Below are 26,528 nucleotides of genomic sequence, written 5' to 3'. Positions count from 1 at the left end.
CAACAGGTCAGGGGCGCATGCCAAGCCGTCTGGCCGCGCGCTCGCGCTGTCGCGTGGCACGCAGCCTGCGCAGGCGCTTGACCAGCATCGGGTCCTGCGCCAGCGCCTCCGGCCGGTCGATGAGCTCGCCGAGCAACTGGTAGTAGCGGGTGGCGGAAAACCCGAAGGTCTCCTTGATGGCCTGCTCCTTGGCGCCCGCGTAGCGCCACCAGTGGCGTTCGAAGGCGAGGAGCTCGAGTTCGCGGTCGGTGAGGGGCTGTCGAACGGGTTCCTGGGCAGCACTGTCACCGCTGACCGGTGCAGTGTCCATGGTCTCCTCCTCGGGATGAGCGCGTGACGATCACGTCGCGCGCACGCGGCCCGTGGCCATCGTAATGTGCCGAGTGCGGCTGTTCACGGCGGATTGGGAGACGTACAGTCACCAAGTGTGACCTCAGTCATCACACTTCTCACCGACTACGGCCTCGAAGACGGCTATGTCGCGGCGTGTCATGGCGTGATCGCGGGCATCGCCCCGGAGGTCCGGGTGATCGACGTGTGTCACCTGGTCCCTTCCGGCGATGTACGGCGTGGCGCGGCGATTCTCGCCCAGACGATCCCGTACCTGCCCCAGGGTGTGCACATCGGCGCGGTGGATCCGGGCGGCGGCGGGGTGCGGCGGCCGGTGGCGATCGAGGCGGGCGGCCGGGTGTTCATCGGGCCGGACAACGGGCTGCTGTCGTGGGCGGTGGCCGCGAACGGCGGCGCGTCGGCGGCGTACGAGATCAGCAACGACGAGCACTTCCTGCACCCGGTGTCGCCCACCTTCCACGGGCGTGACGTGTTCGCGCCGGTGGCGGCGCGGCTGTGCGGCGGGCTGCGGCCGGCCGACCTGGGGCCGGAGGTGCCGCTCGACCGGCTGATCTCGCTGCCGGAGCCGACCTCGGTGGTGCGCGGCGGCGCGGTGGAGGGCGAGGTGGTCTCGGTCGACCGCTACGGCAACGCGCAGCTCTCGATCCCGGCGGGCGACCTGGAGGCGCTGGGGCTGCGGGTCGGCGGCACGGTGGGGGTGTGGCTGGGGCGGCGCCGGCTGTCGATGCCGTACCGGGAGACGTACGCGGCGGTGCCGCCCGGGGAGCTGGTGGCGTTCGCGGACTCGGCGGGGCTGGTCGCGTTCGCGGTGAACTCGGGCGACGCGGCCCAGCGGCTGGGACTGCCTCCGGGAGCGCATGTCCGGCTCGCCCCCGTCAGCTAGTACGAAAGCCGCAGAACGGAATTACTCCGCGTATCGGACCGTTTACCGAAGCATCACATCGAATCGTCGGCCGCGTGTCAGAATGCAGGGCAGTTCGGCGCCTCCTCCCTCCGAGGTCGACGTGTACTACCTGTCCGTTGCCCTGCTCGCCCTGCTGACCGCGGCCTGGCCCACTGCCGGACCGCCCGTTCCCGATCGCTGGCGCTCCTGGCCGGTGACGCGCGTCTTCCCCCCGGCCGTGGCCGGCACCAGCCCCTCGGGCGCCCGGGTCACCTACGTCCTGACCGGCGTCGCGCCCGAGGCGCCCTGCCCGGCCGCCTTCCAGCCGGGCGCCGTCCTCGCCCTGCCCGCCTGCGTCACGGCGCTGCGCGCCACCTACGCCGACAGCACGTCCACGTTCGTCGCCACCGTCGGCATCGCGGTGCTCGCGCGGCAGCGCGCCCCGATCGCGGCCGCCGCCTCCACCGTCATGGGCCAGCGGCCGCCCACCGTCCGGCCCGTCGCCTTCCCCGGCGGTCCCGCCGAACGGTTCGGCGAACGCCAGTACTTCACCGGCGCACTGATCTCCACCCATGAGCGCTACCTGGTGGCCACGGCCGCCGGGCACGCCGACGGCAGGCCCTACCGCCCCGGCGACCCGGCCACCGCCCGCTTACGCGGCATCGCCCTCCAGCTCGCCACCACGCTGCACCGGAGCCTCACCCGGTGATCCGATCCCTGCTGCTGCCGCTCATGCCGCTGCTGCTCCTGGTCGGGGTGGCCGCGTTACCCGCGGGCGGCGCGGCGCTCAGCCCCGCCGACGAGCTGGCCGTCGCGGCGCGGGCCCGGCAGTGGCAGCTCGACGCGCTGCGGCTGCCGGAGGCGTGGCGCTCCAGCAGGGGCGAGGGCGTGCTCGTCGCCGTCCTCGACACCGGTGTACGCGCCCACCCCGACCTGGCGGGGGCGGTGCGGCAGGGCCCCGACCTGACCGGCGTCGGCAGGCGGGCGGGCCTGTGGGGGCACCACGGCACGGCGATGGCCAGCCTGATCGCCGGGCGCGGCCACGGCGACGGCCGCAGCCAGGGCGTGCTCGGCGTGGCCCCGGCGGCCCGGGTGCTGTCGGTCCGCGTCACGCTGGAGAGCTCCGACCCGATGCGCGAGAAGCAGCGCGGCGGCGGCAGGGACGCGCTCGCCCGGGGCATCCGCTACGCCGTCGACCAGGGCGCCGACGTCATCAGCATGTCGCTGGGCGGCGGCAGCGGCGCCTGGGAGGGCTCGGCCGCCGAGGAGGAGGCCGTGCAGTACGCCGTCTCCAAGGGGGCGGTGCTGGTCGCCTCGGCCGGCAACGACGGCGAGAGCGCCAACAGGAAGAACTTCCCCGCCGCCTACCCCGGCGTGATCGCCGTCGGCGCGGTCGACCGCAGGCTCCGCCCCGCGCCCTTCTCCAACCGCCGCGACTACCTGTCGGTCGTCGCCCCCGGCACCGGCATCGTCACCGCCGGCCCGTCCGGCTCGTACGTGGTGGGCGACGGCACCAGCTCGGCGGCGGCCCTGGTGGCGGGCATCGCGGCGCTGATCAGGGCGGCCCACCCGGAGCTGTCACCCTTCCAGGTGCGCCGGGCGATCGAGGCGGGCACCCGCAGGCGGCCCGACGGCGGCTACGACCGCTCCTACGGCCACGGCGTGGTCAACGCGGCCCTGGCCCTGCGCCAGGCGGCCCGGCTGGCCGGCCCGGCCCCGCCGCCGCCGATCCCCGGCGCCCACTTCGGCGCGGGCCTGCCGCCGCCCGAGCGGCCCTGGTCGCGCACGCCGGTGGTGGCGGGCCTGCTCGTGCTCGCCTGCGTCCTGGCCACCCGCGTCGTCGTGCGCCACCGCAGACGCGCGAGGCCCCCCGCGGACCGGTCCGCGGAGGGCCTCGGAAGGCGGAGTGCGCCCTAGTTCACGTGCACCACGTCGTGCGTCTCAGCGAAGTGGCACGCGCTCTCGTGCGTGGTCCCCGGCCGGATCTGCAGCAGCGGCTCCTCGGTCGCGCAGATCTCCTGCGCCTTCCAGCACCGGGTGCGGAACCGGCAGCCGGACGGCGGGTTGGCCGGCGACGGCGGGTCACCCTGGAGGATGATCCGCTCGCGCTGCTCCCGCCCCTCGGGGTCGGGCACCGGCACGGCCGACAGCAGCGCCTGCGCGTAGGGATGCGCGGGCTTGTCGTAGATGTCGACGTCCTTGCCGATCTCCACGACCTTGCCCAGGTACATCACCGCGACCCGGTCGGAGATGTGGCGCACCACCGACAGGTCGTGCGCGATGAAGATGTAGGCCAGGTTGAACTCGTTCTGCAGCCGCTCCAGCAGGTTGATCACCTGCGCCTGGATCGACACGTCCAGCGCCGAGACCGGCTCGTCACAGACGATGATCTCGGGCTGGAGCGCCAGCCCGCGGGCGATGCCGATGCGCTGCCGCTGACCGCCCGAGAACTGGTGCGGGTAGCGGTTGATGTGGTCGGGGTTGAGGCCCACGACCTCCAGCAGCTCCTGCACCCTGCGGGCCCGGTCACCCTTGGGCGCGACCTCGGTGTGGATGTCGTACGGCTCGCCGATGATGTCGCCGACCGTCATCCGGGGGTTCAGCGAGGTGTACGGGTCCTGCATCACCATCTGGATGTTGCGCCGCATCCGCTTGAGCTCGGCGCCCCTGGCCTTGGCGATGTCCCGGCCGTTGATCTTCACCGAGCCGGACGTCGGCCGCTCCAGCGCCATCAGCACCTTGGCCAGCGTGGACTTGCCGCACCCGGACTCGCCCACGATGCCCAGCGTCTCGCCCCTGTCGAGATCGAACGAGACCCCGTCGACGGCCTTGATCGCGCCGATCTGCTTCTTGAACATGATCCCCTGGGTCAGGGGAAAATGCTTCACCAGATCGCGGACCTCGAGGATGCGCTCACCTTTGGTCGCCATCGAGGACCTCCCTCCAGTAGTGGCAGGCGCTGTTGCGCGTACCGCTGATCTCGTGCAGCGGGGGGACGTCGGTCACGCAGTTGTCCTGGCGGTACGGGCACCGCGGGTGGAAGGCGCAGCCGGTCGGCATGTCGAGCAGGTTGGGCGGCAGGCCCTTGATCGCGTAGAGCTCCTGGCCCTTGAGGTCGACCCGGGGGATCGACTCCAGCAGCCCCTTGGTGTAGGGGTGAGCCGGGGACTTGTAGATCTCGTGCACGGTGGCGTTCTCGACGATGCGCCCGCCGTACATGACCGCGATCTTGTCGGCGACGTCGGCGACGACGCCGAGGTCGTGCGTGATCAGGATCATGCCCATGTTGCTCTCGCGCTGCAGCTCGGCGAGCAGCTCCATGATCTGGGCCTGGACCGTCACGTCGAGCGCGGTCGTCGGCTCGTCGGCGATCAGCACCTCGGGGTCCAGCGCGATCGACATGGCGATCATGATGCGCTGCCGCATGCCCCCGGAGAACTGGTGCGGGTAGTCGTTGACGCGCTGCTTGGCGGCGGGGATGCGGACCTTGTCCATGAGCTCGACGGCCTTCTTCATGCCGTCGCGCTTGGACATGCCGCGGTGCACCCGGAACATCTCGCTGATCTGCCAGCCCACGGTGAACACCGGGTTGAGCGCGGAGAGCGCGTCCTGGAAGATCATCGCGATGCGCTGGCCGCGCACCTGGGTGCGCGCCTCCTCCGACAGCCTCAGCAGGTCGGTGCCGTGGAAACGGATCTCCCCCTTGGGGATCCGGGCCGGCGGCATGTCGAGGATGCCCATGATCGCCTGGGCGGTCACGGACTTGCCCGAACCCGACTCGCCCAGCACGGCGACCGTCTCACCGGGGTTGAGCGAGTAGCTCACCCCGTTGACGGCCCGCACGAGGCCCGCGCGCGTGGCGAACTCCACGTGCAGGTTGTCGACCGCGAGCAGCGGCTCGTTGCTGCGCCCTCCCTCGGCGAGCAACGTGTCCAGCGATGTCTTTCTCACTTATCCCCCCTCCTACCTGAGCTTCGGGTCGAGCGCGTCGCGCACGGCGTCGCCCAGCATGATGAACGCGAGCACGGTGATGCTCAGGAACACCGCGGGGAACACCAGCGGCAGCGGCGCCTCCAGGAACCGGCTGCGCGCGTCGGCGATCATCAGGCCCCACGAGATGTCGGGCGACTGCACGCCGACCCCGAGGAAGGACAGCGCGGCCTCGGCCGCGATGAACCCGCCGAGGTTGATGGTGGCCACGACGATCACCGGGGCGACCGCGTTCGGCAGCAGGTGCTTGAACATGATCCGGCTCTGGCTCGCGCCCAGCGCCCGCGCCGCCATGACGAAGTCCTGGCTCCTGGCGGTGATGACGGCGGCCCGCATGATGCGGAACGTCATCGGCCAGGCGATGATCGACAGGGCGAAGACCACGATCCAGATGCCCAGCTCGGCGTCCCGGAAGGTCGCCGTGATGAGCAGCGCGCCCAGGATGGACGGGATCGCGAAGAAGACCTCGGTGATGCGGGAGGTGATCGTGTCGGTGATGCCGCCCCGGGTGCCGGCGATGAGGCCGAGCAGCCCGCCCACGATCGCGGTGATGGCCATGGTGGCGACACCGATGATGATCGAGTTCTTGGCGCCGTAGATGGTCCTGGCGAACACGTCGCAGCCGAGGTTGTCGCGGCCGAACAGGTGGCCGGGGCTCGGTCCCTGACGGGCCGTCGACAGCTCGCAGGTGCGGGCGTCGAACGGGTCGATCGAGGTGAACAGCGACGGCCAGAACGACATGACCAGCAGGATCGCGATGAGGACCAGCGAGAAGATGAACATCGGCCTGCGGCGCAGGTCGTGCCAGGCGTCGCTCCACAGGCTGGCCGACCGGGCTTCCTTCTTGCGGTGCTTGACCGGGGGCGGCGGCGCCGGCTTGGCCTGGTCCGCCGTCAGCGTCTGGGTGTCCGGGCTTGGTGTGTCACTCATAGCGGATCCTCGGGTCGAGCACGGCGTACAGCATGTCGACGATGAGGTTCGCCACGATGTACACCAACACCAGGATTGTCACGATACCTACGACGATCGGCTGCTCTCGCAGGTAGACGCCATCGTAGAGCTGCTTGCCGATGCCCGGCAGGTTGAAGATCGTCTCGGTGATGACCGCGCCGCCCATCAGCGCGCCGAGGTCGGCGCCCAGATAGGTGACCATCGGGATGAGCGCGTTGCGCAACCCGTGCCTGCCGACGACCCGGCGCCTGGACATGCCCTTGGCGGTGGCCGTGCGGATGTAGTCGGATCTCAGCGTCTCGACGAGGCTCGTCCTGGTGAGCCGGGTCAGATAGGCGATCGACGTGCCGGCCAGGACGAACCCGGGCAGCAGGTACGACTTCAGACCCTGGGTGGCGCCCGCGATCGGGAAGATCTCGGTGCCCACGGCCTGCTTGAGCCAGACGCCCAGCCAGAGCTGCAGCACGAATCCGGTGACCAGGGTCGGCACGGAGATGAGCAGCAGGGTCGAGGCGAGGATCGCGGTGTCGGTGGCCCGCCCGCGACGCAGCGCCGCCCAAAGACCGAGCACGACGCCGATGATGGCCTCGAGGGTGAGCGCTACCAGCGCGAGGTTCAGCGTGACCTGGAGCTTGCCGGCCAGCAGCTCGGTCACGGGGACCCCGGCGAAGGTCTTGCCGAAGTCGCCTTCGAAGATGATCCCGGTGATGTAGTGCCAGTACTGCACCAGAAGCGGATCGTTCAGGTGGTACTGCTCCCGGATGACGGCCAAGATGGCCGGGTCCTGGCGCTTCTCGCCGGCCAGCGCTTCCACGGGGTCACCGGGAAGTGCGAAGACGATGGCGAAGATGAACAGGGTGGCGCCCAGCAGGACTGGTATCGCCTGGATCAGGCGCCTGATGACATAACGGCCCATACAAGCCTCCCGTACATGCCTGAAGGCAGTCCCTGGGAACCTGGGGTAAAACGGCCCAAGCGACTGCCTTCGAGGCGGGCTCTCAAGGGGTGGACGAGCGCGCCGCCCACCCCTGGATCAACGTCAGGCCTTCTGGACGTCGGCCCACTCGACCTGGTTAAGAAGGTTGATCTTGACGTTCTTGACCTTGGTTGAGTACCCGGAATTGTTCCGGTAGAAGTACACCGGAATGTAGGGGAGATCCTTGATCAGGACGTCATCCGCCTGCTGGTAGAGCTTCAGGCCCTCTTCGGCCGTCGGCGCCTGGTCACCCTTGGCCACCAGCTCGTCGAACTCCTTGCTGGAGTAGCCGGAGTAGTTGGAGCCGGTGGTCATGGCGCCGGTGGAGAAGATCGGCGTCAGGTAGTTCTCGGCGGACGGGTAGTCGATCGCCCAGCCCATCCGGAACATGCCCTTGTACTTCTTGGCGTCCAGGTCGTCCAGGATCGCCGCGAACTTCTCGAACGGCTTGACCGTCACCTCGACGCCGAGGTTGGCGCGGAGGTTGTTGGCGACGGCCTCGATCCACTCCTTGTGGCCACCGTCGGAGTTGTAGCCGAGCTCCAGCTTCTTCGGGCCGTTGGCCGCGGCGTACTGCTCCTTGGCCTTGCCCGGGTCGTACGTGCAGGCCGCGCAGGCGCCCTGGCGGTAGCCCGCGATGGCCGGGTTGATGAAGTCGTCGGCCGGGGCGCGGGTGCCGGAGAAGACCGTCTCGGCGATGGTCTTCCGGTCGATGGCCATGGAGATGGCCTCGCGGACCTTGATGTCCTTGTACTCGTCGTTGTACTTCAGGGGGAAGCCGACGTAGCCGATGCCGGCGTCGGGCTGGTCCTGGTAGCGGTCGCCGAGCGCGGTCTTGGCGCTGGCGATCGCCGACGCGGGCAGCGAGTCGTGGATGTCCACGTTGTCGGCCTGGAGGTCGTTGTAGGCCGTCTCGGAGCTGTTGTAGAGCTTGAACTGCAGCTTGGTCCAGCCGGTCGGCTTGGTGCCGGGGTACTTGTCGTACACCGTCAGGTCGACCGTCTGGTCGGTGCCCTTCTTGTAGGGCTTGTCCAGCTTGAACAGGCCCTGACCGATCGGCTGCTCGCCGAAGGCGTCGGTGACCTTGCCGTCGGGGCCGAAGGCCGCCTTGGGCAGGGGGTAGAACGCGGTGTAGCCGAGCATCACCTTGAACTGCGAGAACGGCGCTGCCAGCGTCACCGTGAAGGTGGTGTCGTCGACGACCTTGAGACCCTTCATCTCCTTGGTCGTGACTTCCTTGCCCTCACCGGGGGCGAGGTCGCTGTAGCCGTCGATACGGCCGAAGAAGTAGCCGGCGCCCTGGGCGTTGTCCTGGTTGGCGGCGTAGTTCCACGCGTCGACGTAGTTCTGCGCGACGAGCGGCTCACCGTTGTGCCAGGTGTAGCCCGGCTTGAGCTTGATCGTCCAGGTGGTGTTGTCCTCGGTGGTGATCGACTCGGCAGCGGCCTCGACGGCCTGCTTGTTCTCGTCGTAGTTCACCAGGGGCTCGAAGACGGCCGCGAGGAGCTCGGCGCCCTCGGACTCCGTGGTGTTGGAGGGGACCAGCAGGTTCTGCGGCTCGCCCAGCTCCATGCGGACCGGCGTCTCCCCGCCGCCCGCATTGGGGTCTCCGCCGGACGGAGTGGCGCCGCCGCCACACGCGGCGACCGCGAGAGCGAGCAGCGCGGTACCGGCGACGATTCGTGCGCCTCGAGTAACACGCATGGTGAAAAACTTCCTCCCTCTACAAGTGGGCGTAAGCGCTGAGCTGCGATGATCGTGAGCAGCCTGACGGGGGGTTCCTTGTAATCCCCCGGGTTTGGCTGACCTGGTCAAACCAGCCGACGCCCTGCCAGTCGATCGCGACTATCCCTTACTACTTGCCACCAGGGAGTCTCTGGCGCGTTGCAGTTCGGTCACACGTGCGCCTATCCCACGTCACACCCATACAACGCACGCCGCGACAAAGGTCATGAAACGGTCATGTGAGCACAGGAGTGGACGTGAACAGTTGATGAAAAATACCTCCTACCAAACAGTGCTCGCGCCGTTCCGGGCAGAGTCGTTCTAGCTGAGCTACGGTTGAGCGAGTCTTGACGGTGCCTTGGAACCGGGCACCCGGGACGACCGTCCAACAGTCGGCCACAGTCCCCGTGGCAGCCACCCCAACGACCCGGATCCAATAGAGTCCTTGCCATGAGCCAGCCGGAATCCGCTGTCGCGGACGCCCAGGCGGGCGGCCGAAGCGGGCAGGAGCCGCTGGCCAAGCTCGCCGAGAGATACGGTCTTCGCCGTGCCATCGCGCGGCCGAGGTTCCCCGTATACATGCGCCAGCTGTGGGAGCGGCGTCACTTCGTCATGACCTACGCGACCTCGCGTAACGTCTCGAAGTACTCCAACTCGGCGCTGGGCCAGCTGTGGCAGGTGCTGACCCCGCTGCTCAACGCCGGCATCTACTACGTGATGTTCGGCCTCATCCTGGGCGGCAAGGGCAACATCGAGAACTACCCGGCGTTCCTCATCACCGGGATGTTCGTCTTCACCTTCACCCAGCGCACGGTGACCGCGGGCGCCAAGTCGATCTCCGGCAACCTGTCGATGATCCGCGCCCTGCACTTCCCCAGGGCCACGCTGCCGCTCGCCTACACGATCCAGGAGCTGCAACAGCTCGCGATCTCCATGGGCGTGCTGGCCGTCATCGTGGTGGCCACCGGCGAGTTCCCGACCTGGGCCTGGCTGATGATCCCCGTGGTGCTGCTGCTGCAGACGATGTTCAACATCGGCGCGGCGCTGATCATCGCCCGGCTCGGCGCCTCCATGCGCGACCTCAACCAGTTGCTGCCCTTCATCACCCGCACCTGGCTCTACGCCTCCGGCGTCTTCTTCGCCATCCACGACAAGGTCGTCAACGTCGCCAAGCTGCCCGAGTGGGTCGCCACCGCGATGTACCTCAACCCGGCCGCTTCCTTCATCGAGTGGATGCGCGAGATCATGATCACGACCTACAACCCCGACTACGGGCACCACCCCCCGACGATGGTCTGGGCGTCTTGCGTATTCTGGGCAGTGTTCGCACTCGGATTCGGCTTCTGGTACTTCTGGCGAGCCGAGGAGAGGTACGGGCGTGGCTGAGCTGACCAAGGAGCTGTCAAAGGTGAAGGGCGAGGAGCCCGCCGTCCCCGGCAAGGACGTGAGGGTGCACCCCAACCCGGAGCCCGCGACCAAGGGCCCCTTGGACGCACCCACCGGGACGCCGACGGTCATCGTCGACGACCTGCACATCATCTACCGGGTCTACGGCGCGGCGTCGGACAACGAGAAGGGCAACGCGGTCAACGCCCTCACGCGCATCCTCAAGCGCCAGGGCCGGCCGCAGATGAAGGAGGTGCACGCCGTCAAAGGCGTCACCTTCGTGGCCTACCACGGCGACGCCATCGGGATCGTGGGCCGCAACGGCTCCGGCAAGTCCACGCTGCTGCGCGCCATCGCCGGCCTGCTGCCCCCGCACTCCGGGGCCGTCTACACCGACGGCCAGCCGTCGCTGCTGGGCGTCAACGCGGCCCTCATGCGCGAGCTGACCGGTGAGCGCAACATCGTGCTCGGCTGCTACGCCATGGGCATGTCGCCGGCCGAGGTGCGCGAGAAGTACCAGGAGATCGTCGACTTCTCCGGCATCGATGAGTTCGTCCAGCTCCCGATGTCCACCTACTCCTCCGGCATGGGCGCCCGCCTGCGCTTCGCCATCTCCTCGGCCAAGACGCACGACGTGCTCCTCATCGACGAGGCCCTGGCGACGGGCGACCGCGAGTTCCGCAAGAAGAGCGAGCAGCGCATCCGGCAGATCCGCGAGTCCGCCGGCACCGTCTTCCTCGTCGCCCACGACCTGCGGGTCATCGAGCAGACCTGCAACCGCGTCATCTGGCTGCACAAGGGCAAGATCAAGATGGACGGCGACCCCAAAGAGGTCCTCGCCGCCTACACCAAGGGCTGACGCCCGCCCTCCCGTCCGTGCGCCCTCCCTCCGGAGGGCGCCGTCGGCATGCCTGCGATCGCTCATGCGTGCGAAAAGCGCCGTGACACGTGAGGCAAGAGACTGACAGCGAGACGGCCGGTCCGATAGGATTCGAACGTCGGTTCGAGCTGTTGACGGTGATGGAGTGGGGGGCGCGATGGGTGAGCTCTCGGCCGCGATCGACCACCTGGCCACCGAGGATGTGTCCGAGATACCCAAGACGCAGCTGGTCGAGCAGCTGCTCGAGTTGCACTGGCAGATGGCCCGGCTGCAGGCGCAGATCGCCCGCCGCACCGGCGTGCGCCTGCCCTGACCACACACACGCGCACACGAAAAGGCCGCCGGCCCGGTGAAGGGGCCGGCGGCCTTTGACGAGCGGCTCCGCGGGCGCCGCCGCCCTGCAGTGGCGGCGGCTCCGGCGAGCCGGGGCCGGGGTGACACCCCGGCGGGGATGAGCCTCCGAACGGGCCCCGGCATCTCAAGGGGCGTTCGAGAAGGTCTCAGGCGGGCCGCAGACGCGGGGTCGGCACCTCAAGGAAGACTCCCGCCGCGACCGCGCGGGGTGTCAGTTCGTGGGCCAGGCGTCGGCCGCGTGGCGGGTGAGGGCGGCGGTGGACCAGCCCAGGGAGGTGATGGTCTCGTTGTAGGACCCGGTGGCCTTGGTGCCGTTGGTCGACAGGACGTTGGAGACGTCCTCGACAAGCGGCGACACCTCGTCGACCGCCGCGATCTGGGTGGTGCCGGGCAGCGACTCGATGAGCGGCGCGGCCTCGGCGGGGGTCAGGTGGCCGATGAGCGGCGACAGCTCGCCGCGCGAGGCGTGGGGCAGCGCGTGCTTGGCGGCCGCGCCCAGGCCGGCCATGGTGCTCTCCAGCGACAGGTTCTCCAGCCCCTTCGTGGTGCCGTTGAGCGTGTCCGTGGTGGTGTTGCTCGCGTCGACGACGCTGGTGGTGCCGCCGGGCAGCAGGCGGGTGGTCGACAGCTTGGCCATGGCCCCGCTCAGGGAGCCCTCGACCAGGTCGGCCACCGACGCGAACGCGCCGTGCAGCGTGCCGTCGACGTTGGGCTTGACCTGCGCGTTCTGCGGCACGGCCAGGCGGGAGGCGCCGGGCACGACGCCGCCCAGCGGGAGGCCGCCCGCCAGCGGCAGGCCCTTGCCGAGGCCGCCGAGCAGCGGCAGGCCGGCGACCCTCGGGGCCAGCTCGGGCCGCGGCTCCGACCAGCGGGTGGCGTCCTCGTAGGAGTTGGGGCCGATCGGGCCCCGGGGCTCGGCCTGGCCTTCGTACTTCTCGGCGGGCGCGGACTTCTTGCCGCCGCCCAGCAGGCCGCCGCCGCCGCCGAGCAGGCCGCCCAGCAGGCCGGTGACCGGGCTGAGCAGACCGCCCAGCGGCCCGCCGCCCTTGCCGCCCGGCTCGTCGGCCTGGGGGGCGGCCCGGTGGCCGAGCTCCTGGACGTCGGCGTGCACCGGCGGGGCCAGCGCCGCCGCAAGCCCGAATGATGTGACAGCCACGGCCGTCTTGATTGCGCGTTTCATGATTGCCTTCCCGGCTCGTTGATCGATCGCTCTCGAATGCAGCGAATAATGCGAATCGATAACCCCCGAATGCCGAGTCGTCCGCGCTATGGGCACCACACGAAGCGCGACGTCCCGGCTGAGCTACTAACGCAGTTCTATCACCCCGTACGAGCCCGGGGCAGCTGCTGGAAGCCCGCGTGACACGGGCTTTGTGGGTAAGTTACCGAGCGGCGGAAAGGTAATGCGCGGCCGGACAAAGCGGGAAATACCAGGAGGCGATTTCGGATATTCCCGGGACAAGGAAGTGCGCCCGCACGGCCCGCCGGCATCATCGTCAAAACGAAATGCCAGGGGCCGGGGGCGCAGATTTTCCGGTTGCGGTAGACGCGCTTGAACCGGTCAGACCGTCAGCAGGGCCTGCTCGGCCTCGAACGGAAAACGGTCGGCGAATGCCGGACGCAGATCCGTCAGCCACACCGCTGTGGGGTCGTACCGGGCGAAGAACGGCCGCCCGACCAGGCCGGGATCGCGGGCCTGGATGAAGTGGAGGACGAACACGCGCTGCCCGTCGATCTCCGTGACTCCGTCGACGCACACCTTGCCCGGCGTCGCCGACATCGAGGGCCCCCGGACCGTCCGGCAGAGCCCGGAGACGCCGGCATAGGCGTCCCTGAAGACCTCGTACGCCCGCGCGAGCGGCACCGCGAAGTAGTCCTGCGGGCCGGTGTCCCGCTCGATGAACATGTAGTAGGGGATCATCCCCATCCGGAGCTGCCGCCGCCACATGTACGACCAGATGTGCGGGTCGTCGTTGATGGACCGGATGAGCGGCGCCTGGGTCCTGATCGTGGCCCCGCTGCCGAGGATGCGCTTGACCGCCGACTCCACCAGCGGTGACTCCAGTTCGCGCGGGTGCGAGAAGTGGGCCATGAAGGCGAGGTTCTTGCCCGACTCCACCACCTGCTCGAACAGGCCGAGCGTGGCGTCGGCGTCGGGGTCGGTGACGAAGCGCTGCGGCCAGTACGCCAGCGCCTTGGTGCCGATCCTGACGGATTCGAGCTGGTCGAGCTCCAGCAGCGGCTCGATGTAACGCCGGATCACCGGCTCACCCATGATCATGGCGTCACCGCCGGTGATCAGGACGCTGGTGACCTCCGGGTGCCGGCGGATGTAGCCGACCATCTGGTCGATGTCGTCCGAGGCGAACTTCAGGTCGGCGTCGCCGACGAACTGGGCCCACCGGAAGCAGTAGGTGCAGTACGCGTGACAGGTCTGGCCCTGCTTGGGGAAGAAGAGCACCGTCTCCGGATACTTGTGCTGCATCCCCGGCACCGGCTCGTCCCCGATGCGGGGGACGTTGAGCTCCTTCTGCCCGGCGGGGTGCGGGTTGAGCTGCGCGCGCACACGGTTGGCCTCGGCCTGGATCTCCGCGTTGGGCGCCTCGGCCTTGAGCAGGTCCGCCAGCCGGGCCACGTCGGCCGCGGGCAGCATGTCCTCCTGCGGGAAGACCAGGCGGTACATGGGGTCGTCGGGCGCTGCCGACCAATCTATGAGTTCATCCACGACGTAGGCGTTGGTCCGGAAGGGGAGCACCGTGGCCACGGCGCGTACCCTGAGCCGCTCCTCGTCGTCGAGCCCGGCTCGCAGCAGGAGGTCGTCGAGGTGCTTGGACGTGTACGCCTTGAAGCGTCGGGTTCCTGCTTGGTTCAAGATCACTAGGCCGTTCCCATCTTTTTTGTTCGATCGTGTAAACCTGATGCCTCCGTCGCGCGTCTAACGCTCTTATATCGGGACGCGGCATGCCGGGGCTACGGTTCCGCGTGGGCTCCAAGTTTCTCTGGAGACTTCCTCTCGCGACATATCGCGTTTTGACCTAGACTGGCGGGCGTGACCGACGACCCGACGATGCGCGCCTCCGACGCCGACCGTGACCGCGCGGCCACGGTGCTCGGCGAGGCGTTCGCCAGTGGACGACTCACCAGCGTCGAGCACGCCGACCGGCTTGAGGCCATCTACACCGCCAAGACCGTCGGCGAGCTCGTCCCCCACACCAAGGACCTCCCCCAGACCTCCGCCTCGGGCGGCGCCCCGGCCACCGTGGAGCACCAGCAGGTCAGCGCCGTGTTCAGCAAGGTGATCAAGCGCGGCCGCTGGATCGCCTCCCGCCACACCCACCTGGCCGCCACCTTCGGCGCCCTCATCGTCGACCTGTCGCAGGCCGTGCTCCCCGGCCGCGAGATCACCGTCTCCGTCAGCGCCTTCTGCGCCAAGACGATCGTCAGGGTGCCGCCGAACGCCCAGGTCATCGACGAGGTCGGCGCGGTGTTCGCCAAGCGCCAGGTGTCAGGCGGCTCCGGCGGCGACGGCCCGGTCATCAGGATCACCGGGCGGGTCACGTTCGGCAAGGTCATCGTCGCCCGCACCGTCACGGACTGGAACCTGCACGGCGACGCATAGTGCGACTACTGACCGGTTAACCTGGTAGTGGCCTGTGAAGACATGCCGTACGAGGTGACCATTGTCCGACAGCAGGCCGATCGCGGTCGACGCCATGGGCGGCGACCACGCGCCGCACGAGATCGTGGCCGGCGCCGTCCACGCGGTGCGTGAGCGGGGGCTGCAGGTCGTGCTCGTCGGCGCCCCGCGCGTGCTCTACGAGTCGCTGGCCGACCACGGCGCCACCAACGAGCTGCCCATCGTGCGCGCCGAGGAGGCGCTGGCGATGGACGAGGGCGCGCTGGCCAGCCTGCGCCGCCCCCGCTCCAGCATCGCCGTCGCCTGCCATCTGCTGCGGCGCGGCGACGTGTCGGCTGTCGTGTCGGCCGGCTCGACCGCGGGCATCGTGGCCACCGGCAAGCTCCGGCTCAAGGCCCAGCAGGGCGTGCTGCGCCCGGCCATCGCCGTCGCCCTGCCCACCCTGCCGCACCCGACCGTGCTCCTCGACGCCGGCGCGAACGCCGAGGTCAAACCGGAAGCGCTGGTGCAGTTCGGCCACCTGGGCGCCGCCTACGCCGAGCTGGCCCACGGCGTCGAACAGCCCCGGGTCGGCCTGCTGACGATCGGCAGCGAGGCGGGCAAGGGCAACAAGCTCGTCCGCCGCGCCCACGAGCTGCTGGAGGCCGCGCCCGGCCTGCACTTCGCCGGCAACGTCGAGGGCTACGACCTGCTGACCGGCAAGGCCGACGTGATCACCACCGACGGCTTCACCGGCAACGTCGCGCTCAAGACCATGGAAGGCGCGGTCCGCTACGCCTTCGACGAGCTCAGGCAGTCCATCGGCGACAGCCCGGTGGCCAGGCTGGGCGCGCTCATGCAGCGCAACCGGCTGCGCGAGCTGAGCCGGCGGCTCGACGCCGAGGCCCACGGCGGCGCAGTGCTGCTCGGCCTCAACGGCACCGTGGTCATCGCGCACGGCTCCTCCCGGGCCGCGAGCATCAGCGCGGCCTGCCGGCTGGCCGCCGACCTGTCCGAAGGCGGCCTGGTGACCAAGATCGGCGAGCGGATCGCGAACGCCGGCCGGTCCCACAGGTCGCGCTAGGGTGTGGCAGGGCCAGGGGGATGGCGGGGGGAACTGTCGTGACAACGGGGCAAGGGCTGACGGCTGCGCAGGTGGCCGCGGCGAAGCCCAACCACGTGCCCAAACGGTCGAGCAGGTCGCTCGCCGCGATCGTACGGGCGAACTTCTGCACGCTCTTCAACCTGGTCATCGGCGTCTTATGGCTGCTGATCCTGATCTTCGGCGAGTGGCAGGACAGCGTGTTCGGCCTGATCATGCTGGCCAACGTGCTCGTCGGCGTCGTGCAGGAGCTGCGCGCCAAACGCACCCTCGACCGGCTGGCCGTCGTCAGCCAGAGCCCGGTCACGGTCCGCCGCGACGGCCGCGAGCAGGAGATCGCCCCTGACCGGGTGGTGCTCGGCGACCTCGTCCTGCTCTCCCCCGGCGACAACCTGCTGGTCGACGGCGAGGTGGTCGAGTCCGCCGGGCTGGAGGTCGACGAGTCGCTGCTGACCGGCGAGGCCGACCCGGTGCTCAAGCGGCCCGGCGACCGGGTGCTGTCGGGCAGCTTCGCCGTGGCCGGCACCGGCGCGTTCACCGCCACCGCCGTCGGCACCGACGCCTACGCCGTGCGGCTGGCCGAGGAGGCGGCCAGGTTCCACCTGTCGCACTCCGAGCTGCGTGACGGCATCAAGAAGTTCATCCGTTACGTCACCTGGCTGGTCATCCCGATCGGCGCGCTGCTCATGTACAGCCAGCTGCGTCACTCGGTCGACTTCGGCACCGCCATCACCGGCGCCGTCGCGGGCATCGTCACCATGATCCCCGAAGGGCTCGTGCTGATGACCTCGATCGCCTTCGCCATCGGCGTCGTACGGCTCGGCCGGCGCCGCTGCCTGGTCCAGGAGCTGCCCGCGATCGAGGGCCTGGCCAGGGTCGACGTGCTCTGCCTGGACAAGACCGGCACGCTCACCGCCGGCGGCATGGAGCTGGACCAGATCCTGCCGCTGCGCGACGGCGAGCCGGTCGGCGACGCGCTCGCCGCGCTGGCCGCCGCCGACCCCCGTCCCAATGCCACCGCCCGGGCCATCCTGGAGCGCCACCCGGCCGCGCCCTGGCGGGCGCGCGCCGCCGTCCCGTTCTCCTCCGCCCGCAAGTGGAGCGGCGCCGACTTCGGACCGCACGGCGTCTGGGTCCTCGGCGCCCCCGACGTCCTGCTCTCCGACGGCGAGGAGGGGTACACGCGAGCCGCCGGCCTGAGCGCCACCGGTGCCCGCGTGCTGGCGCTGTGCCGTACGGACAAACTCCCGGAAAGCGGCACACCCGAGGTCGAGCCCGTCGCGTTGGTGACGCTCAAGCAGCGGATCAGGCCCGACGCGCGCGAGACCCTGCGCTACTTCGACAAGCAGGGCGTCACCGTCAAGGTGATCTCCGGCGACAGCCCGGCGGCGGTCTCCGCGATCGCCGTCGACCTGGGCATCCCGGGCGGCGAGCGCGCGGTCGACGCCCGCACGCTGCCCGACGACCCGGACGAGCTGGCCGAGACGCTCGACGCCAACACCGTCTTCGGCCGCGTCACCCCGCAACAGAAACGCCTGTTCGTCGGCGCCCTGCAGGCCCGCGGCCACACCGTGGCCATGACCGGCGACGGCGTCAACGACGTGCTGGCGCTCAAGGACGCCGACCTCGGCATCGCGATGGGCGCGGGCAGCCCGGCCACCAAGGCGGTCGCCCAGGTGGTGCTGCTCGACAACACGTTCGCCACGCTGCCGCACGTGGTCGGCGAAGGACGCCGGGTGCTCGCCAACATCGAACGCGTGTCAGGACTTTTCCTGACCAAGACCTTCTTCGCCATCGTGCTGGCGCTCACCACCGGCGTGGCCGGGATGATGTTCCCCTTCACCCCCCGCCACTCGACGCTGGTCAACGCGCTCACGATCGGCATCCCGGCGCTCTTCCTGGCGCTGGCGCCCACGCTGGAGCGGGCCAAGCCCGGGTTCGTGCCGAGAGTGCTGCGCTTCGCCGTGCCCGCCGGGGTGTTCTGCGCCCTCGCCGTGCTGGCCGCCTACGCGGCGGCGGCCACCGGCTCGCTGGAGCAGGACCGCACCTCGGCCGTGCTCGCCCTGTTCCTGACCACCTGGTGGGTGCTCGTGCTCGTCGCCAGGCCGCTCACCCGGGGCCGGATCGTGCTGGTCGCCGCCATGGCCGGGCTGTTCGCACTGGCCCTGGCCATCCCCGCCGTACGCGAGCTGTTCACGCTCGAACCGGGCGGCGTACGGGCCGATCTGATCGCCGTCGGCGTCTCCGTCGCGGCGGCCGCCGCGCTCAGCGCCGTGCTCAAGGCCACCGGTACCCTTAGGACATGACCGACCCGCAGCTAGTGCTCACCGAGCGCGTCCAGCAGGCGCTGGCCGCCGCGTTCGGTGCGGAGCACGCCGACGCAGACCCGCTGATCCGGCCCTCCCAGTTCGCCGACTTCCAGGCGAACGTCGCGATGAGCCTGGCCAAGCGGCTGCGACGGTCCCCGCGGGAGGTCGCCGAGGCGATCCGGGCCGAGCTGTCCGACTTCCCCGGCACGGTCGAGGTCAGCGGCCCCGGCTTCCTCAACATCACCCTCGACGGCTCCTGGATCGAGTCCGAGGTCAACCGCATGGCCGCCGACCCGCGCACCGGCGTGGGCACGATCGCCCCGGCCCAGACCATCGTCATCGACTACTCCGCGCCCAACGCGGCCAAGGAGATGCACGTCGGCCACCTGCGCACCACGATCGTCGGCGACTCGCTGGCCCGCGTGCACGAGCACCTCGGCAACCAGGTGATCAGGCAGAACCACCTGGGCGACTGGGGCACCCCGTTCGGCATGCTCATCGAGCACCTGCTCGACATCGGCGAGGAGGCCGCGGTCCAGCAGCTCGAAGCCGGCCAGGGCACCGAGTACTACCAGGCGGCCCGGGTCAAGTTCGACAACGACGAGGCGTTCAAGTCGCGGGCCCGCGCCCGGGTGACCACGCTGCAGTCGGGCGACCCCGAGACGATGCGGCTCTGGCACGTCTTCATGGACGCCACCGTCCGCTACTTCAACAAGATCTACGACCTGCTCGGTGTCACGCTCACCGACGCCGACATCGCCGGCGAGAGCATGTACAACCCGATGCTGGAGAAGACCTGCCGCGACCTGGAGGACGCGGGCACGGCGGTGATGAGCGAGGGCGCGCTCTGCCTGTTCCCGCCGGGCTTCACCGGCTCCGACGACAAGCCGCTGCCGCTCATCATCAGGAAGAGCGACGGCGGCTACGGTTACGCCTCCACCGACATGGCCGCGATCCGCTACCGGGTCCACGACCTCAAGGCCGACCGGATCCTCTACGTCGTCGGCGCCGACCAGGCGCTGCACTTCCGGATGGTGTTCGCCTCCGCCCGGATGGCCGGCTGGCTGCCCGACACCGTCTCGGCCGAGCACGTGCAGATCGGCATGATGCTGGGCAAGGACGGGCGCCGGTTCAAGACCCGCTCGGGCGAGTCGGTCAAGCTGATCGCCCTGCTCGAAGAGGCCGTCGACCGGGCCCAGCAGAAGCTCGCCGACCGCGAGTACGACGAGGCGACCCGCCGGGAGATCGCCAACGACGTCGGCATGGGCGCGGTGAAGTACGCCGACCTCTCGGTCAGCCACGACACCGAGTACGTCTTCGACTTCGACCGGATGCTGGAGTTCCACGGCAACACCGGCCCGTACATGCAGTACGCCACGGCCCGGATCCGCTCCATCTTCCGCAGGGCCGAGCTGGAGCCGTCGCAGGCCACCGCCGGCATCGTGCCCGCCGAGCCGGCCGAGCGCGCGCTGGTGATGCACCTGCTCGGCTTCGGCCAGATCGTCGAGCAGGTGGCCGAGCACTCCGAGCCGCACCGGCTGTCCACCTTCCTGTTCGAGGCCGCCAAGCTGTTCAGCGGCTTCTACGAGGAGTGCCCGGTCGTCAAGCCGGGCGTCGACCCGCAGATCCGGGCGCACCGGCTCGCGCTGTGCGCGCTGACGCTGCGCGTCCTCGAAACCGGCCTCGACCTGCTCGGCGTCCCCGTCCCCGAGCGCATGTAACAGGCAGTTAGCGCGAAAGACCCCTGTTCCGTTGGGGCGCGCCTCCACCTCGAAGGCACGCTCCAACGGTTAGGCTTTACGCGGTCATGAACTGAGGCCGAAATGGGGGAGTTCTCTGCCTTGAGCACGGACCTGACTGCGAGCCCCCAGACAGCGGCGGAGCTGCGCCGCTACGCCGAGGCGCTGCTGGCCCACCTGGCGGCCAACGGCTCCGCGCCCCCTGCCCCGCCCGGCTTCGCCGACATCCCGGGCAACTGGCTGCCGCCCGCCGTCGAGGCGCTGGTGGCGATCCTGGCCGGCGACGACCCGCTGGAGCCGCTGAGCAAGGCCGCCGGCCGCGACCAGCAGCAGACCGCGCTCTTCCTGTGCCTGGCGCTCGCCGTGGCCGGCCACGGCAGCCGCATCCACGCCTCCTGGCTCGGCACCGCGTTCGGCGACCTGTCACTCGACCAGCCCGTCAGCCACGGCCAGCGCTCGCTCTGGCTCGCCGCCGCCCGCGGCGCCTACGGCCCGGCAGGCAAGATCTTCGTGCTGCGCAAGCTCGACGCGCTCGCCGTCCAGGAACACGCCGACCCGTCGCAGTGGACCCAGGCCCTCGTGCCCGGCGAACCCTCGGTCGTGGTGCCCGCCTCGCTCGTCGACTTCCCGGAGATGGCCGAGATCCCCGAGCTGGCCCGGCCCGCCCAGGCCGCCGCCCGGCTCGACCGGCTGCGCGCCCGCTGCGCGGAGATCACCTCCACCCCGCAGGCCGGGCAGAGCGCGTCGACGCCGCTCACCAACTCCGACGCCAGCCCCGCCGCGGCCTGGCAGGAGGACGAGCCGCTGGCCGTCCTGCGCACCCTCATCGGCCTGGGCGGACCGCCCGGCCCGATGGCCTCGCTCAGCTCCCACCTGCTCGACGACCTGCGCCCCGGCGCCGACCCGCACCTGGCGGCGATCGCCCTGCACGTGGCCGGCCCGATCCTGCGCGGCGTCGCCGAGGAGCTGGAGGCCGACACCCGCCTGGAGCCGCCCGCCACGGTCACCGTCGCGCTGCTCGGCCACCACATCAAGCTGCACCCCGAAGGGCCGGACGAGAGCTCGATGGCCGCTGCCGAGGCCGCCATCGTCAGCGCCGGCACCACCCCGCGCCGCCGCCCGTGGGACGTCGCGCTGCTGGTCCTGGCCGGGCTGGCGTGCTTCGCCGGCGCGGTGCTCGGGCCGCCGCTGCTCGCTGTGGCGGGCGCCGGCCTGCTCGGCGCGGCGGGCTGGCTGCTCTGGCGGCGGCGCAAGGCCGCCGAGGCCGACGCCCGCTGGGTGGCCTCCCAGGTCGCCGAGCTCAAGGAGCTGGCCGACGGGGCCGTGTGGGCACTGCACGCCTACGCGCACGAGGCGGAGGGGCGTGCCAAGCAGGCCAGTGAAGACTGCGCCGAGCTCACCCGCCTGATCCGCCGCGGCCCCCGAGCCGCCTGACCCGGGCTCTTTTTGTCGGAGGGGCCTCAGCCCTTCTCGCTCCTGGGCTCTTCTCGCTCCTAGGCTCTTCTCCCCGGAGGCGCCTGGGCCCTTGTCGCTCCTGGACCCTGCTCCCGGACCGGCCGGCGGAGCCGAGCGCCCGCTTCCGCTCGGAAGGAGTGCCCAGAAGTGGGGATGGAGGCGTGTGAGCGCCTGCTCGCCCCCCGAGACGGCGAGGTGCATGAGCTGAGCATCCGGCCCCACGGTATGGCGCCCGAGGCGCGTGGCCACCTTCTCCCCCGAGAAGGCGGCGGAGGCGAGCCGCCCCGGCTTCCCCTGAAGCCGGGCTCAGCTCGTCTCGATCTCCACGTGTGCGGGCGCCAGCAGGAAAACCCGATCGGCGATGCGCTCGATCCGCCCTTCACAGCCATAGGCCAGGCCGGCCGCGAAGTCGACCATCCGGGTCGCCTCCGGCATCGCCATGCCCGTCACATCCATGATCACCGTCTGGCCCTCGCGGAAATACTGGCCGATCAACGGTGCGTCGTTGTACTTGAGCGGCTGCACCATCACGATGCGCGACGACTCGATCGTGGACCGCCACCTACGCGCGGCCCGCTCCGTCGCGGGCATGTACTCCTCTTCGTACTGCCCGTCGTCGTCGTAACCCTCGTCGTAGTGATCGATCCCGCCCAGGCCAAGGTATCCCGCAACCTTACGCACTGCCCCCATCGGCTTGTCCTTTCCTCAGGAACTCACCGCAATCGGCACGTCCCGACACATTGGACGGTAACCGACGATTCCGCGTTCGCCATGCGACACGCCCAGCACTAATTCCATTTTGTACGGCTAGCGTCCTGGTTTCACCCCGATATCCGGCCCCGTATAGCATCGAGCCATGCGCCTGTTCATCGTCGATGCCTTCACCAGCACCGCATTCAAGGGTAATCCCGCGGCCGTGTGCCTGCTGGAGGATCGAGTTCCGGACGAGTGGATGCAGGCCGTCGCGGCCGAGATGAACCTGTCTGAGACGGCGTTCCTGCTGGACGATTCGCTGCGCTGGTTCACGCCGAAGGTCGAGGTCACGCTGTGCGGCCACGCCACCCTGGCCACGGCCCACGTCTTGTATTCGACGGGCGCGGCGACGGGTCCGGTGAAATTCGCCACGGCGAGCGGTCCGCTCACCGTGAATCGCATGCCGGACAACATGATCACTATGGATTTTCCGGCCAAGGAAGTGACACCCGCCACAGTTCCGGACGGCTTGGAAAAAGCACTCGGGGCTTCCCCGGTGAGCGTCGGCAGGAGCGCTCTCGACCTGCTGGTCGAGCTCGAATCCGAAGAAGTCGTCCGGTCGTTGACGCCCGACATCCCCGCATTGGCGGCGATCGACGCGCGCGGTGTCATCGTGACGGCCGCCGGCTCGGCGACCGATTTCGTCTCACGCTTCTTCGCCCCGAACGTCGGCGTGCCCGAGGATCCGGTGACCGGCTCGGCGCACTGCGCGCTCTCGCCGTACTGGACGGCACGGCTGGGCCGCGACACCCTGACGGGCGCGCAACTGTCGGCACGGGGCGGGGTCGTACGGGTGACGCTCGACGGCGACCGCGTCCAGCTCGCGGGACACGCTGTCACCGTCGTCACCGGCACCCTCCACATCTGAGGCCTCATCAGTCACGTGGATGTGCCCCGCTCAGGCCACGCACACACTCCGAGGCTGATCACAATTTGATCACATTTGATCATGAAGGTAAAGCCGCAGGTCACTGAGCCTTGAGCCGCCGATGGCGCCGGGATTCCCAGCGCTTGAGACACGGCTCCCGCCCCCGGAGCCGGCACCCAGGGTTACGGGCCTCCGTAACGGGCCCTACGGCCCGTACGGACACGCTCAGGGCCGCCGAGCGGCCGTCGTGATCCCGGCGGCCGTCGTAGTCGCGGCGGCGGTCGTAGTCGCGGCGGCGGTCGTAGTCCGGGCGACCGTCGCAGTCTGGGCGACCGTCGCAGGCCGGGCGACCGTCGTGCTCCGGGTGGCGAGGAGGCGGAGCGCGGCTTCGGAGGGCGAGCCGGGCGCGGCGTTGAACACCGCCACCCGCTGCCCCTCGTCGTCCGGCAGCGTCATGAACTCGGCACTGAGCTCCATCGTCCCCACGGTCGGATGCCGATAGACCCGCGGCCCGGTGTCGCACTCGCTCACCGGATGCGCCGCCCACAGCTCCGCGAACTCGGCGCTGCCCACGGTGAGCTCGTCGACCAGCGCGGCCAGCTCGGGAGAGCCGGGATACCGTCCCGCGATCAGCCGGAGGTCGGCAACGGTCGAGCGGGCCTTGCCCGCCCAGTCCGCATACAGCTCACGCAGCCTCGGGTCCAGGAACAGCATGGCCGCCACGTTGGGCCGCCCGGCGGGGTCGTCCGGCGCGTCGAAGTCCAGGTGTCCGGCCAGCAGCGCGTGCGCCGTGGCGTTCCAGCACAGGATGTCGCAGAAGCGCCCCATGACCAGCGCGGGCACCTCCCGCAACGACTCGATCATCACCCGGACGCCCGGCCGCACCCGTTCCGCCTCTGCGGCCCGACGCGGCGGCCGAGGCTTCGCCCTGGCCAGCGAGTAGAGGTGCCCCCGCTCGTCGTCGTCCAGCCGCAGCACCCGGGCTACGGCGTCGAGCACGGCATCGGAGGCGTTGGGACTCTGCCCCTGCTCCAGCCGGGTGTAGTAGCCAGCACTCACCCCGGCGAGCTGAGCCAGCTCCTCCCGGCGCAACCCGGGCACCCGCCGCCGCCCGTACACCGGCAGCCCGAGCTCCCCCGGCCGCAACCGCGCCCGCCTCGACCGCAGGAACTCCCCCAGATCCGCACGCCCGTCCACGCCCCCAGTATCCCGGCACCCGCCCCCGCCAACCTGCACCTGCCAGATGTACCCACACCAGACCTCTGCCTGGGCCAGCAGCCCGCCTGCACGCTGGACTGCGCTCTGCCTGAGCCACCAGCCCGCCCCCACGCTGGCCTGCGAACCACCCGCCTGAGGAGACAACTGTGAGAATCATCGTGATCGGCGCGACAGGCACCATCGGAAGCGCGGTCGCCGCCCTCCTGGCAGCGAACCACGAGGTGGTGCCGGCATCCCGCCGCGGCCCGGCGCGCGTGGACCTGACCGACCCCGCGTCGCTCGACGCCCTGTTCGCCACCGTCCCCGACGTCGACGCCGTGGTGTGCTGCGCGGCCTCTGGCGCCCTGGCGCCACTCGACACCCTGCCGGACGCCGACTACTGGCGCGGCCTCGACGGCAAGCTCATCGGCCAGGTCAACCTGGTCCGCCGCGCCACCCTGCACCTGCGGCCTGGCGGCTCGGTGACGCTCACCAGCGGACGCATCCCCGACCCCCTGCCGGGCAGCACCCTCGGCCACCTGGTCAACGCCGGCCTGGAGTCCTTCGTACGCGCCGCCGCCCCCGAGATGCCGCGCGGCATCCGCCTCAACGCCATCAGCCCCGGCTGGGTACGCGAAACCAGTCTCGCCCTGGGCATGGACGGCACAGCCGGCATCCCGGCACACGACCTGGCCCGCATCTACGCGGACACCGTCGAGGGCACCGCCCACAGCCAGGTCATCAGCCCCTGAAGCTCCCAGTCTCCTGGAGACCGGCGAATTCCAGGGGGTCGCAACACACGACCGACAATTGGCTGCTGCAGCACAGTAAGACGCTCGGCTGGATATCTCGGCCTAGCGTCATGAACGCTTTGACCGGCCTCGAGACATCATGCCTGAGCCGGGCCATCATGGATGGCGGCTACGAACGCCGCCCGGTTGGCGTTTCGGGAAGCTGGCCGACTACCTTGCCCTCGGAGTCCAGCACTTTGATCGCCGGCTGGTCGTCGCCGTCGATCTCCAGCACGATCCTCGGGCATCCTCGCGAGTCGCTGAGCACCAGGAAAGCTCCTTCCGGAGTGCTGTAGCCGAGCTGGACGCGAGGCGGCATGGCGGGTACCTGGTCGATCGGGAGCGATGGATCAGGCATGTGCTTCATCTCCAGCAGCGCTGCGCCCTGAACGCCTTCCCAGCGGGTGGCCATCGTGATCGCCTGCGCGTTGGTGTAGTCGAGCGAGAGGCTGGCCCCGGCAGAGGAGGCAACGATTCCTCCCTTCTCGTTGCCGTCGCCGTCATTGAAGATCAGGTAGGTGCCTTCCGGCCCCTGGCGTTGGTCGGCAGGGTACGTCTTACCTCCAATGATCACCGGAGGTTTGCTTGAGCTGGCCAGGAAACGCTGTCGGCCTCGGCGGTCTACAACCCGGAACGACTTTCGGGCCTGCTCGCCGGAGGACTCCGCTCGGGCGGACTCGCTGCTCGCCATCACGGTCATGCCATTCGCCAACAGCGCGGTCGCCGCTCCGATCGCAGCCCGCCGATCACACTGCTCCATCTCCCGCTCCCTTCTCGTGCGAGGGCAACCAGTCGATCATCTGGGCGCTGCTGTGTCCCTACGGCAAACATGAAGATCAAAGGTATGGATAACTTCCCTACGCTGATAGACCTGTCCATACGTCGTCGCGTCGTCACTCGCCGAGAAAGCCCTGACGCCGACCGACGCCTATAGACCATGCCGGCACCGCGCTCGCCCTACCACTCCTATGGGCCAGACAGGCGCGCGTCGCCACGGGCCTGAGCTGCCTTATCGTGAACGCAGAAAAGGCCCCCGGGGATACCCGAGGGCCTACTTCGCTACAAACGCAGAGAAGGCCCCGCACAGTCGAAACTGTCGGGGCCCTCTCTGAAAGATTGTCCGGCGGTGACCTACTCTCCCACACCCTCCCGAGTGCAGTACCATCGGCGCAGGGAAGCTTAACTTCCGGGTTCGGAATGTA

24 protein-coding genes and 1 rRNA gene are annotated in these 26,528 nt (G+C 69.8%); 13 read left to right on the top strand and 12 right to left on the bottom strand.

Annotated features, from left to right (window positions below):
- Positions 1 to 7: 7 nt before the first annotated feature.
- Positions 8 to 310, bottom strand: a complete 303-nt coding sequence (locus AB0J53_RS35900) for a DUF3263 domain-containing protein (RefSeq protein ID WP_364180544.1) — start codon at positions 308 to 310, stop codon at positions 8 to 10.
- A 117-nt stretch (positions 311 to 427) separates the two neighbouring features.
- Between AB0J53_RS35900 and AB0J53_RS35895 the strand changes: the two genes are divergently transcribed.
- The 3 genes from AB0J53_RS35895 to mycP all read left to right on the top strand — a co-directional run bounded on the left by AB0J53_RS35895 (position 428) and on the right by mycP (position 3,151).
- Complete coding sequence (locus AB0J53_RS35895; protein ID WP_364180542.1) at positions 428 to 1,234, top strand: SAM-dependent chlorinase/fluorinase; 807 nt, start codon at positions 428 to 430, stop codon at positions 1,232 to 1,234.
- An 82-nt stretch (positions 1,235 to 1,316) separates the two neighbouring features.
- Positions 1,317 to 1,943, top strand: coding sequence for a hypothetical protein (locus AB0J53_RS35890; protein ID WP_219506225.1), 627 nt, complete (start codon positions 1,317 to 1,319; stop codon positions 1,941 to 1,943).
- On the top strand, positions 1,940 to 3,151 hold the full coding sequence (mycP, locus tag AB0J53_RS35885; RefSeq protein WP_364180539.1) for a type VII secretion-associated serine protease mycosin: 1,212 nt from the start codon (positions 1,940 to 1,942) through the stop codon (positions 3,149 to 3,151). The genes AB0J53_RS35890 and mycP overlap by 4 nt, the downstream gene beginning before the upstream one ends.
- Here the strand turns inward: mycP and AB0J53_RS35880 are convergent.
- From AB0J53_RS35880 to AB0J53_RS35860, 5 genes are all read right to left on the bottom strand, one after another.
- Positions 3,148 to 4,164: a dipeptide ABC transporter ATP-binding protein gene (locus AB0J53_RS35880; protein ID WP_364180537.1), complete on the bottom strand. Its 1,017-nt coding sequence runs from the start codon at positions 4,162 to 4,164 to the stop codon at positions 3,148 to 3,150. The genes mycP and AB0J53_RS35880 overlap by 4 nt on opposite strands.
- Complete coding sequence (locus AB0J53_RS35875; RefSeq protein ID WP_308125795.1) at positions 4,148 to 5,185, bottom strand: ABC transporter ATP-binding protein; 1,038 nt, start codon at positions 5,183 to 5,185, stop codon at positions 4,148 to 4,150. Before AB0J53_RS35875 ends, AB0J53_RS35880 begins: the two co-directional genes overlap by 17 nt.
- A 12-nt stretch (positions 5,186 to 5,197) precedes the next feature.
- Entirely contained in the window at positions 5,198 to 6,154 is a 957-nt protein-coding gene (locus AB0J53_RS35870; RefSeq protein ID WP_219506220.1) for an ABC transporter permease, read from the bottom strand.
- Positions 6,147 to 7,091 (bottom strand): ABC transporter permease, encoded by a 945-nt coding sequence (locus AB0J53_RS35865; protein ID WP_219506218.1) that lies wholly within the window; start codon positions 7,089 to 7,091, stop codon positions 6,147 to 6,149. Before AB0J53_RS35865 ends, AB0J53_RS35870 begins: the two co-directional genes overlap by 8 nt.
- 123 nt (positions 7,092 to 7,214) lie before the next feature.
- Positions 7,215 to 8,855, bottom strand: coding sequence for an ABC transporter substrate-binding protein (locus tag AB0J53_RS35860; RefSeq protein ID WP_364180534.1), 1,641 nt, complete (start codon positions 8,853 to 8,855; stop codon positions 7,215 to 7,217).
- 471 nt (positions 8,856 to 9,326) lie between these two features.
- On the opposite strand from AB0J53_RS35860, the gene AB0J53_RS35855 reads away from it, so the two are divergent.
- The 3 genes from AB0J53_RS35855 (at position 9,327) to AB0J53_RS35845 (ending at position 11,455) form a co-directional block, all read left to right on the top strand.
- On the top strand, positions 9,327 to 10,262 hold the full coding sequence (locus tag AB0J53_RS35855; protein WP_219506215.1) for an ABC transporter permease: 936 nt from the start codon (positions 9,327 to 9,329) through the stop codon (positions 10,260 to 10,262).
- Complete coding sequence (locus AB0J53_RS35850; RefSeq protein ID WP_219506213.1) at positions 10,255 to 11,121, top strand: ABC transporter ATP-binding protein; 867 nt, start codon at positions 10,255 to 10,257, stop codon at positions 11,119 to 11,121. The genes AB0J53_RS35855 and AB0J53_RS35850 overlap by 8 nt, the downstream gene beginning before the upstream one ends.
- A 178-nt stretch (positions 11,122 to 11,299) precedes the next feature.
- Positions 11,300 to 11,455, top strand: a complete 156-nt coding sequence (locus AB0J53_RS35845) for a hypothetical protein (RefSeq protein ID WP_219506210.1) — start codon at positions 11,300 to 11,302, stop codon at positions 11,453 to 11,455.
- A 252-nt stretch (positions 11,456 to 11,707) separates the two neighbouring features.
- Here the strand turns inward: AB0J53_RS35845 and AB0J53_RS35840 are convergent, their stop codons facing one another.
- Together AB0J53_RS35840 and AB0J53_RS35835 are read right to left on the bottom strand one after the other, a co-directional pair.
- Positions 11,708 to 12,652 carry a hypothetical protein gene (locus AB0J53_RS35840; protein WP_364180532.1) on the bottom strand — a complete coding sequence of 315 codons (945 nt, stop codon included), beginning with the start codon at positions 12,650 to 12,652 and terminating at the stop codon, positions 11,708 to 11,710.
- 405 nt (positions 12,653 to 13,057) lie between these two features.
- Positions 13,058 to 14,374, bottom strand: a complete 1,317-nt coding sequence (locus AB0J53_RS35835; protein ID WP_219518516.1) for a lysine 2,3-aminomutase — start codon at positions 14,372 to 14,374, stop codon at positions 13,058 to 13,060.
- Between the two features lie 171 nt (positions 14,375 to 14,545).
- Here AB0J53_RS35835 and AB0J53_RS35830 point away from each other — a divergent pair, with 171 nt between their 5' ends.
- From AB0J53_RS35830 to AB0J53_RS35810, 5 genes are all read left to right on the top strand, one after another.
- The gene (locus AB0J53_RS35830) at positions 14,546 to 15,115 is read left to right on the top strand and encodes a DUF1707 domain-containing protein (RefSeq protein ID WP_364180529.1); all 570 of its coding nucleotides are present in this window, start codon (positions 14,546 to 14,548) and stop codon (positions 15,113 to 15,115) included.
- Positions 15,116 to 15,176: 61 nt separating this feature from the next.
- Positions 15,177 to 16,196, top strand: a complete 1,020-nt coding sequence (gene plsX / locus AB0J53_RS35825; RefSeq protein WP_364180527.1) for a phosphate acyltransferase PlsX — start codon at positions 15,177 to 15,179, stop codon at positions 16,194 to 16,196.
- Positions 16,197 to 16,234: 38 nt separating this feature from the next.
- Complete coding sequence (locus AB0J53_RS35820) at positions 16,235 to 18,520, top strand: HAD-IC family P-type ATPase (protein WP_364180525.1); 2,286 nt, start codon at positions 16,235 to 16,237, stop codon at positions 18,518 to 18,520.
- The gene (gene argS / locus AB0J53_RS35815; RefSeq protein WP_364180523.1) at positions 18,517 to 20,244 is read left to right on the top strand and encodes an arginine--tRNA ligase; all 1,728 of its coding nucleotides are present in this window, start codon (positions 18,517 to 18,519) and stop codon (positions 20,242 to 20,244) included. Before AB0J53_RS35820 ends, argS begins: the two co-directional genes overlap by 4 nt.
- Positions 20,245 to 20,364: 120 nt before the next feature.
- The gene (locus AB0J53_RS35810; protein ID WP_364180521.1) at positions 20,365 to 21,696 is read left to right on the top strand and encodes a hypothetical protein; all 1,332 of its coding nucleotides are present in this window, start codon (positions 20,365 to 20,367) and stop codon (positions 21,694 to 21,696) included.
- 327 nt (positions 21,697 to 22,023) lie between these two features.
- Here AB0J53_RS35810 and AB0J53_RS35805 read toward each other — a convergent pair whose 3' ends face one another.
- On the bottom strand, positions 22,024 to 22,407 hold the full coding sequence (locus AB0J53_RS35805) for a cell division protein SepF (RefSeq protein WP_219518525.1): 384 nt from the start codon (positions 22,405 to 22,407) through the stop codon (positions 22,024 to 22,026).
- 166 nt (positions 22,408 to 22,573) lie between these two features.
- Here AB0J53_RS35805 and AB0J53_RS35800 point away from each other — a divergent pair, with 166 nt between their 5' ends.
- Positions 22,574 to 23,338, top strand: coding sequence for a PhzF family phenazine biosynthesis protein (locus tag AB0J53_RS35800; protein ID WP_364180518.1), 765 nt, complete (start codon positions 22,574 to 22,576; stop codon positions 23,336 to 23,338).
- A 225-nt stretch (positions 23,339 to 23,563) separates the two neighbouring features.
- Here AB0J53_RS35800 and AB0J53_RS35795 read toward each other — a convergent pair whose 3' ends face one another.
- A complete protein-coding gene (locus tag AB0J53_RS35795) occupies positions 23,564 to 24,535 on the bottom strand; it encodes a helix-turn-helix transcriptional regulator (protein WP_364180515.1) in 972 nt (323 codons plus the stop codon).
- Between the two features lie 167 nt (positions 24,536 to 24,702).
- Between AB0J53_RS35795 and AB0J53_RS35790 the strand changes: the two genes are divergently transcribed.
- Positions 24,703 to 25,287, top strand: coding sequence for a short chain dehydrogenase (locus AB0J53_RS35790; protein ID WP_364180513.1), 585 nt, complete (start codon positions 24,703 to 24,705; stop codon positions 25,285 to 25,287).
- 169 nt (positions 25,288 to 25,456) lie between these two features.
- On the opposite strand, the gene AB0J53_RS35785 is transcribed toward AB0J53_RS35790, so the two are convergent.
- Positions 25,457 to 26,086 (bottom strand): hypothetical protein, encoded by a 630-nt coding sequence (locus AB0J53_RS35785; RefSeq protein ID WP_364180511.1) that lies wholly within the window; start codon positions 26,084 to 26,086, stop codon positions 25,457 to 25,459.
- A 358-nt stretch (positions 26,087 to 26,444) separates the two neighbouring features.
- A 5S ribosomal RNA gene (rrf, locus tag AB0J53_RS35780) occupies positions 26,445 to 26,528 on the bottom strand; the annotation flags it as partial.

This window comes from Nonomuraea sp. NPDC049725 (genome assembly GCF_040674795.1).
GTDB classification, from domain to species: Bacteria; Actinomycetota; Actinomycetes; order Streptosporangiales; family Streptosporangiaceae; genus Nonomuraea; species Nonomuraea ceibae.
Note: the sequence above shows the minus strand (reverse complement) of the source record. Positions and strands in the feature narration are given on the sequence as shown.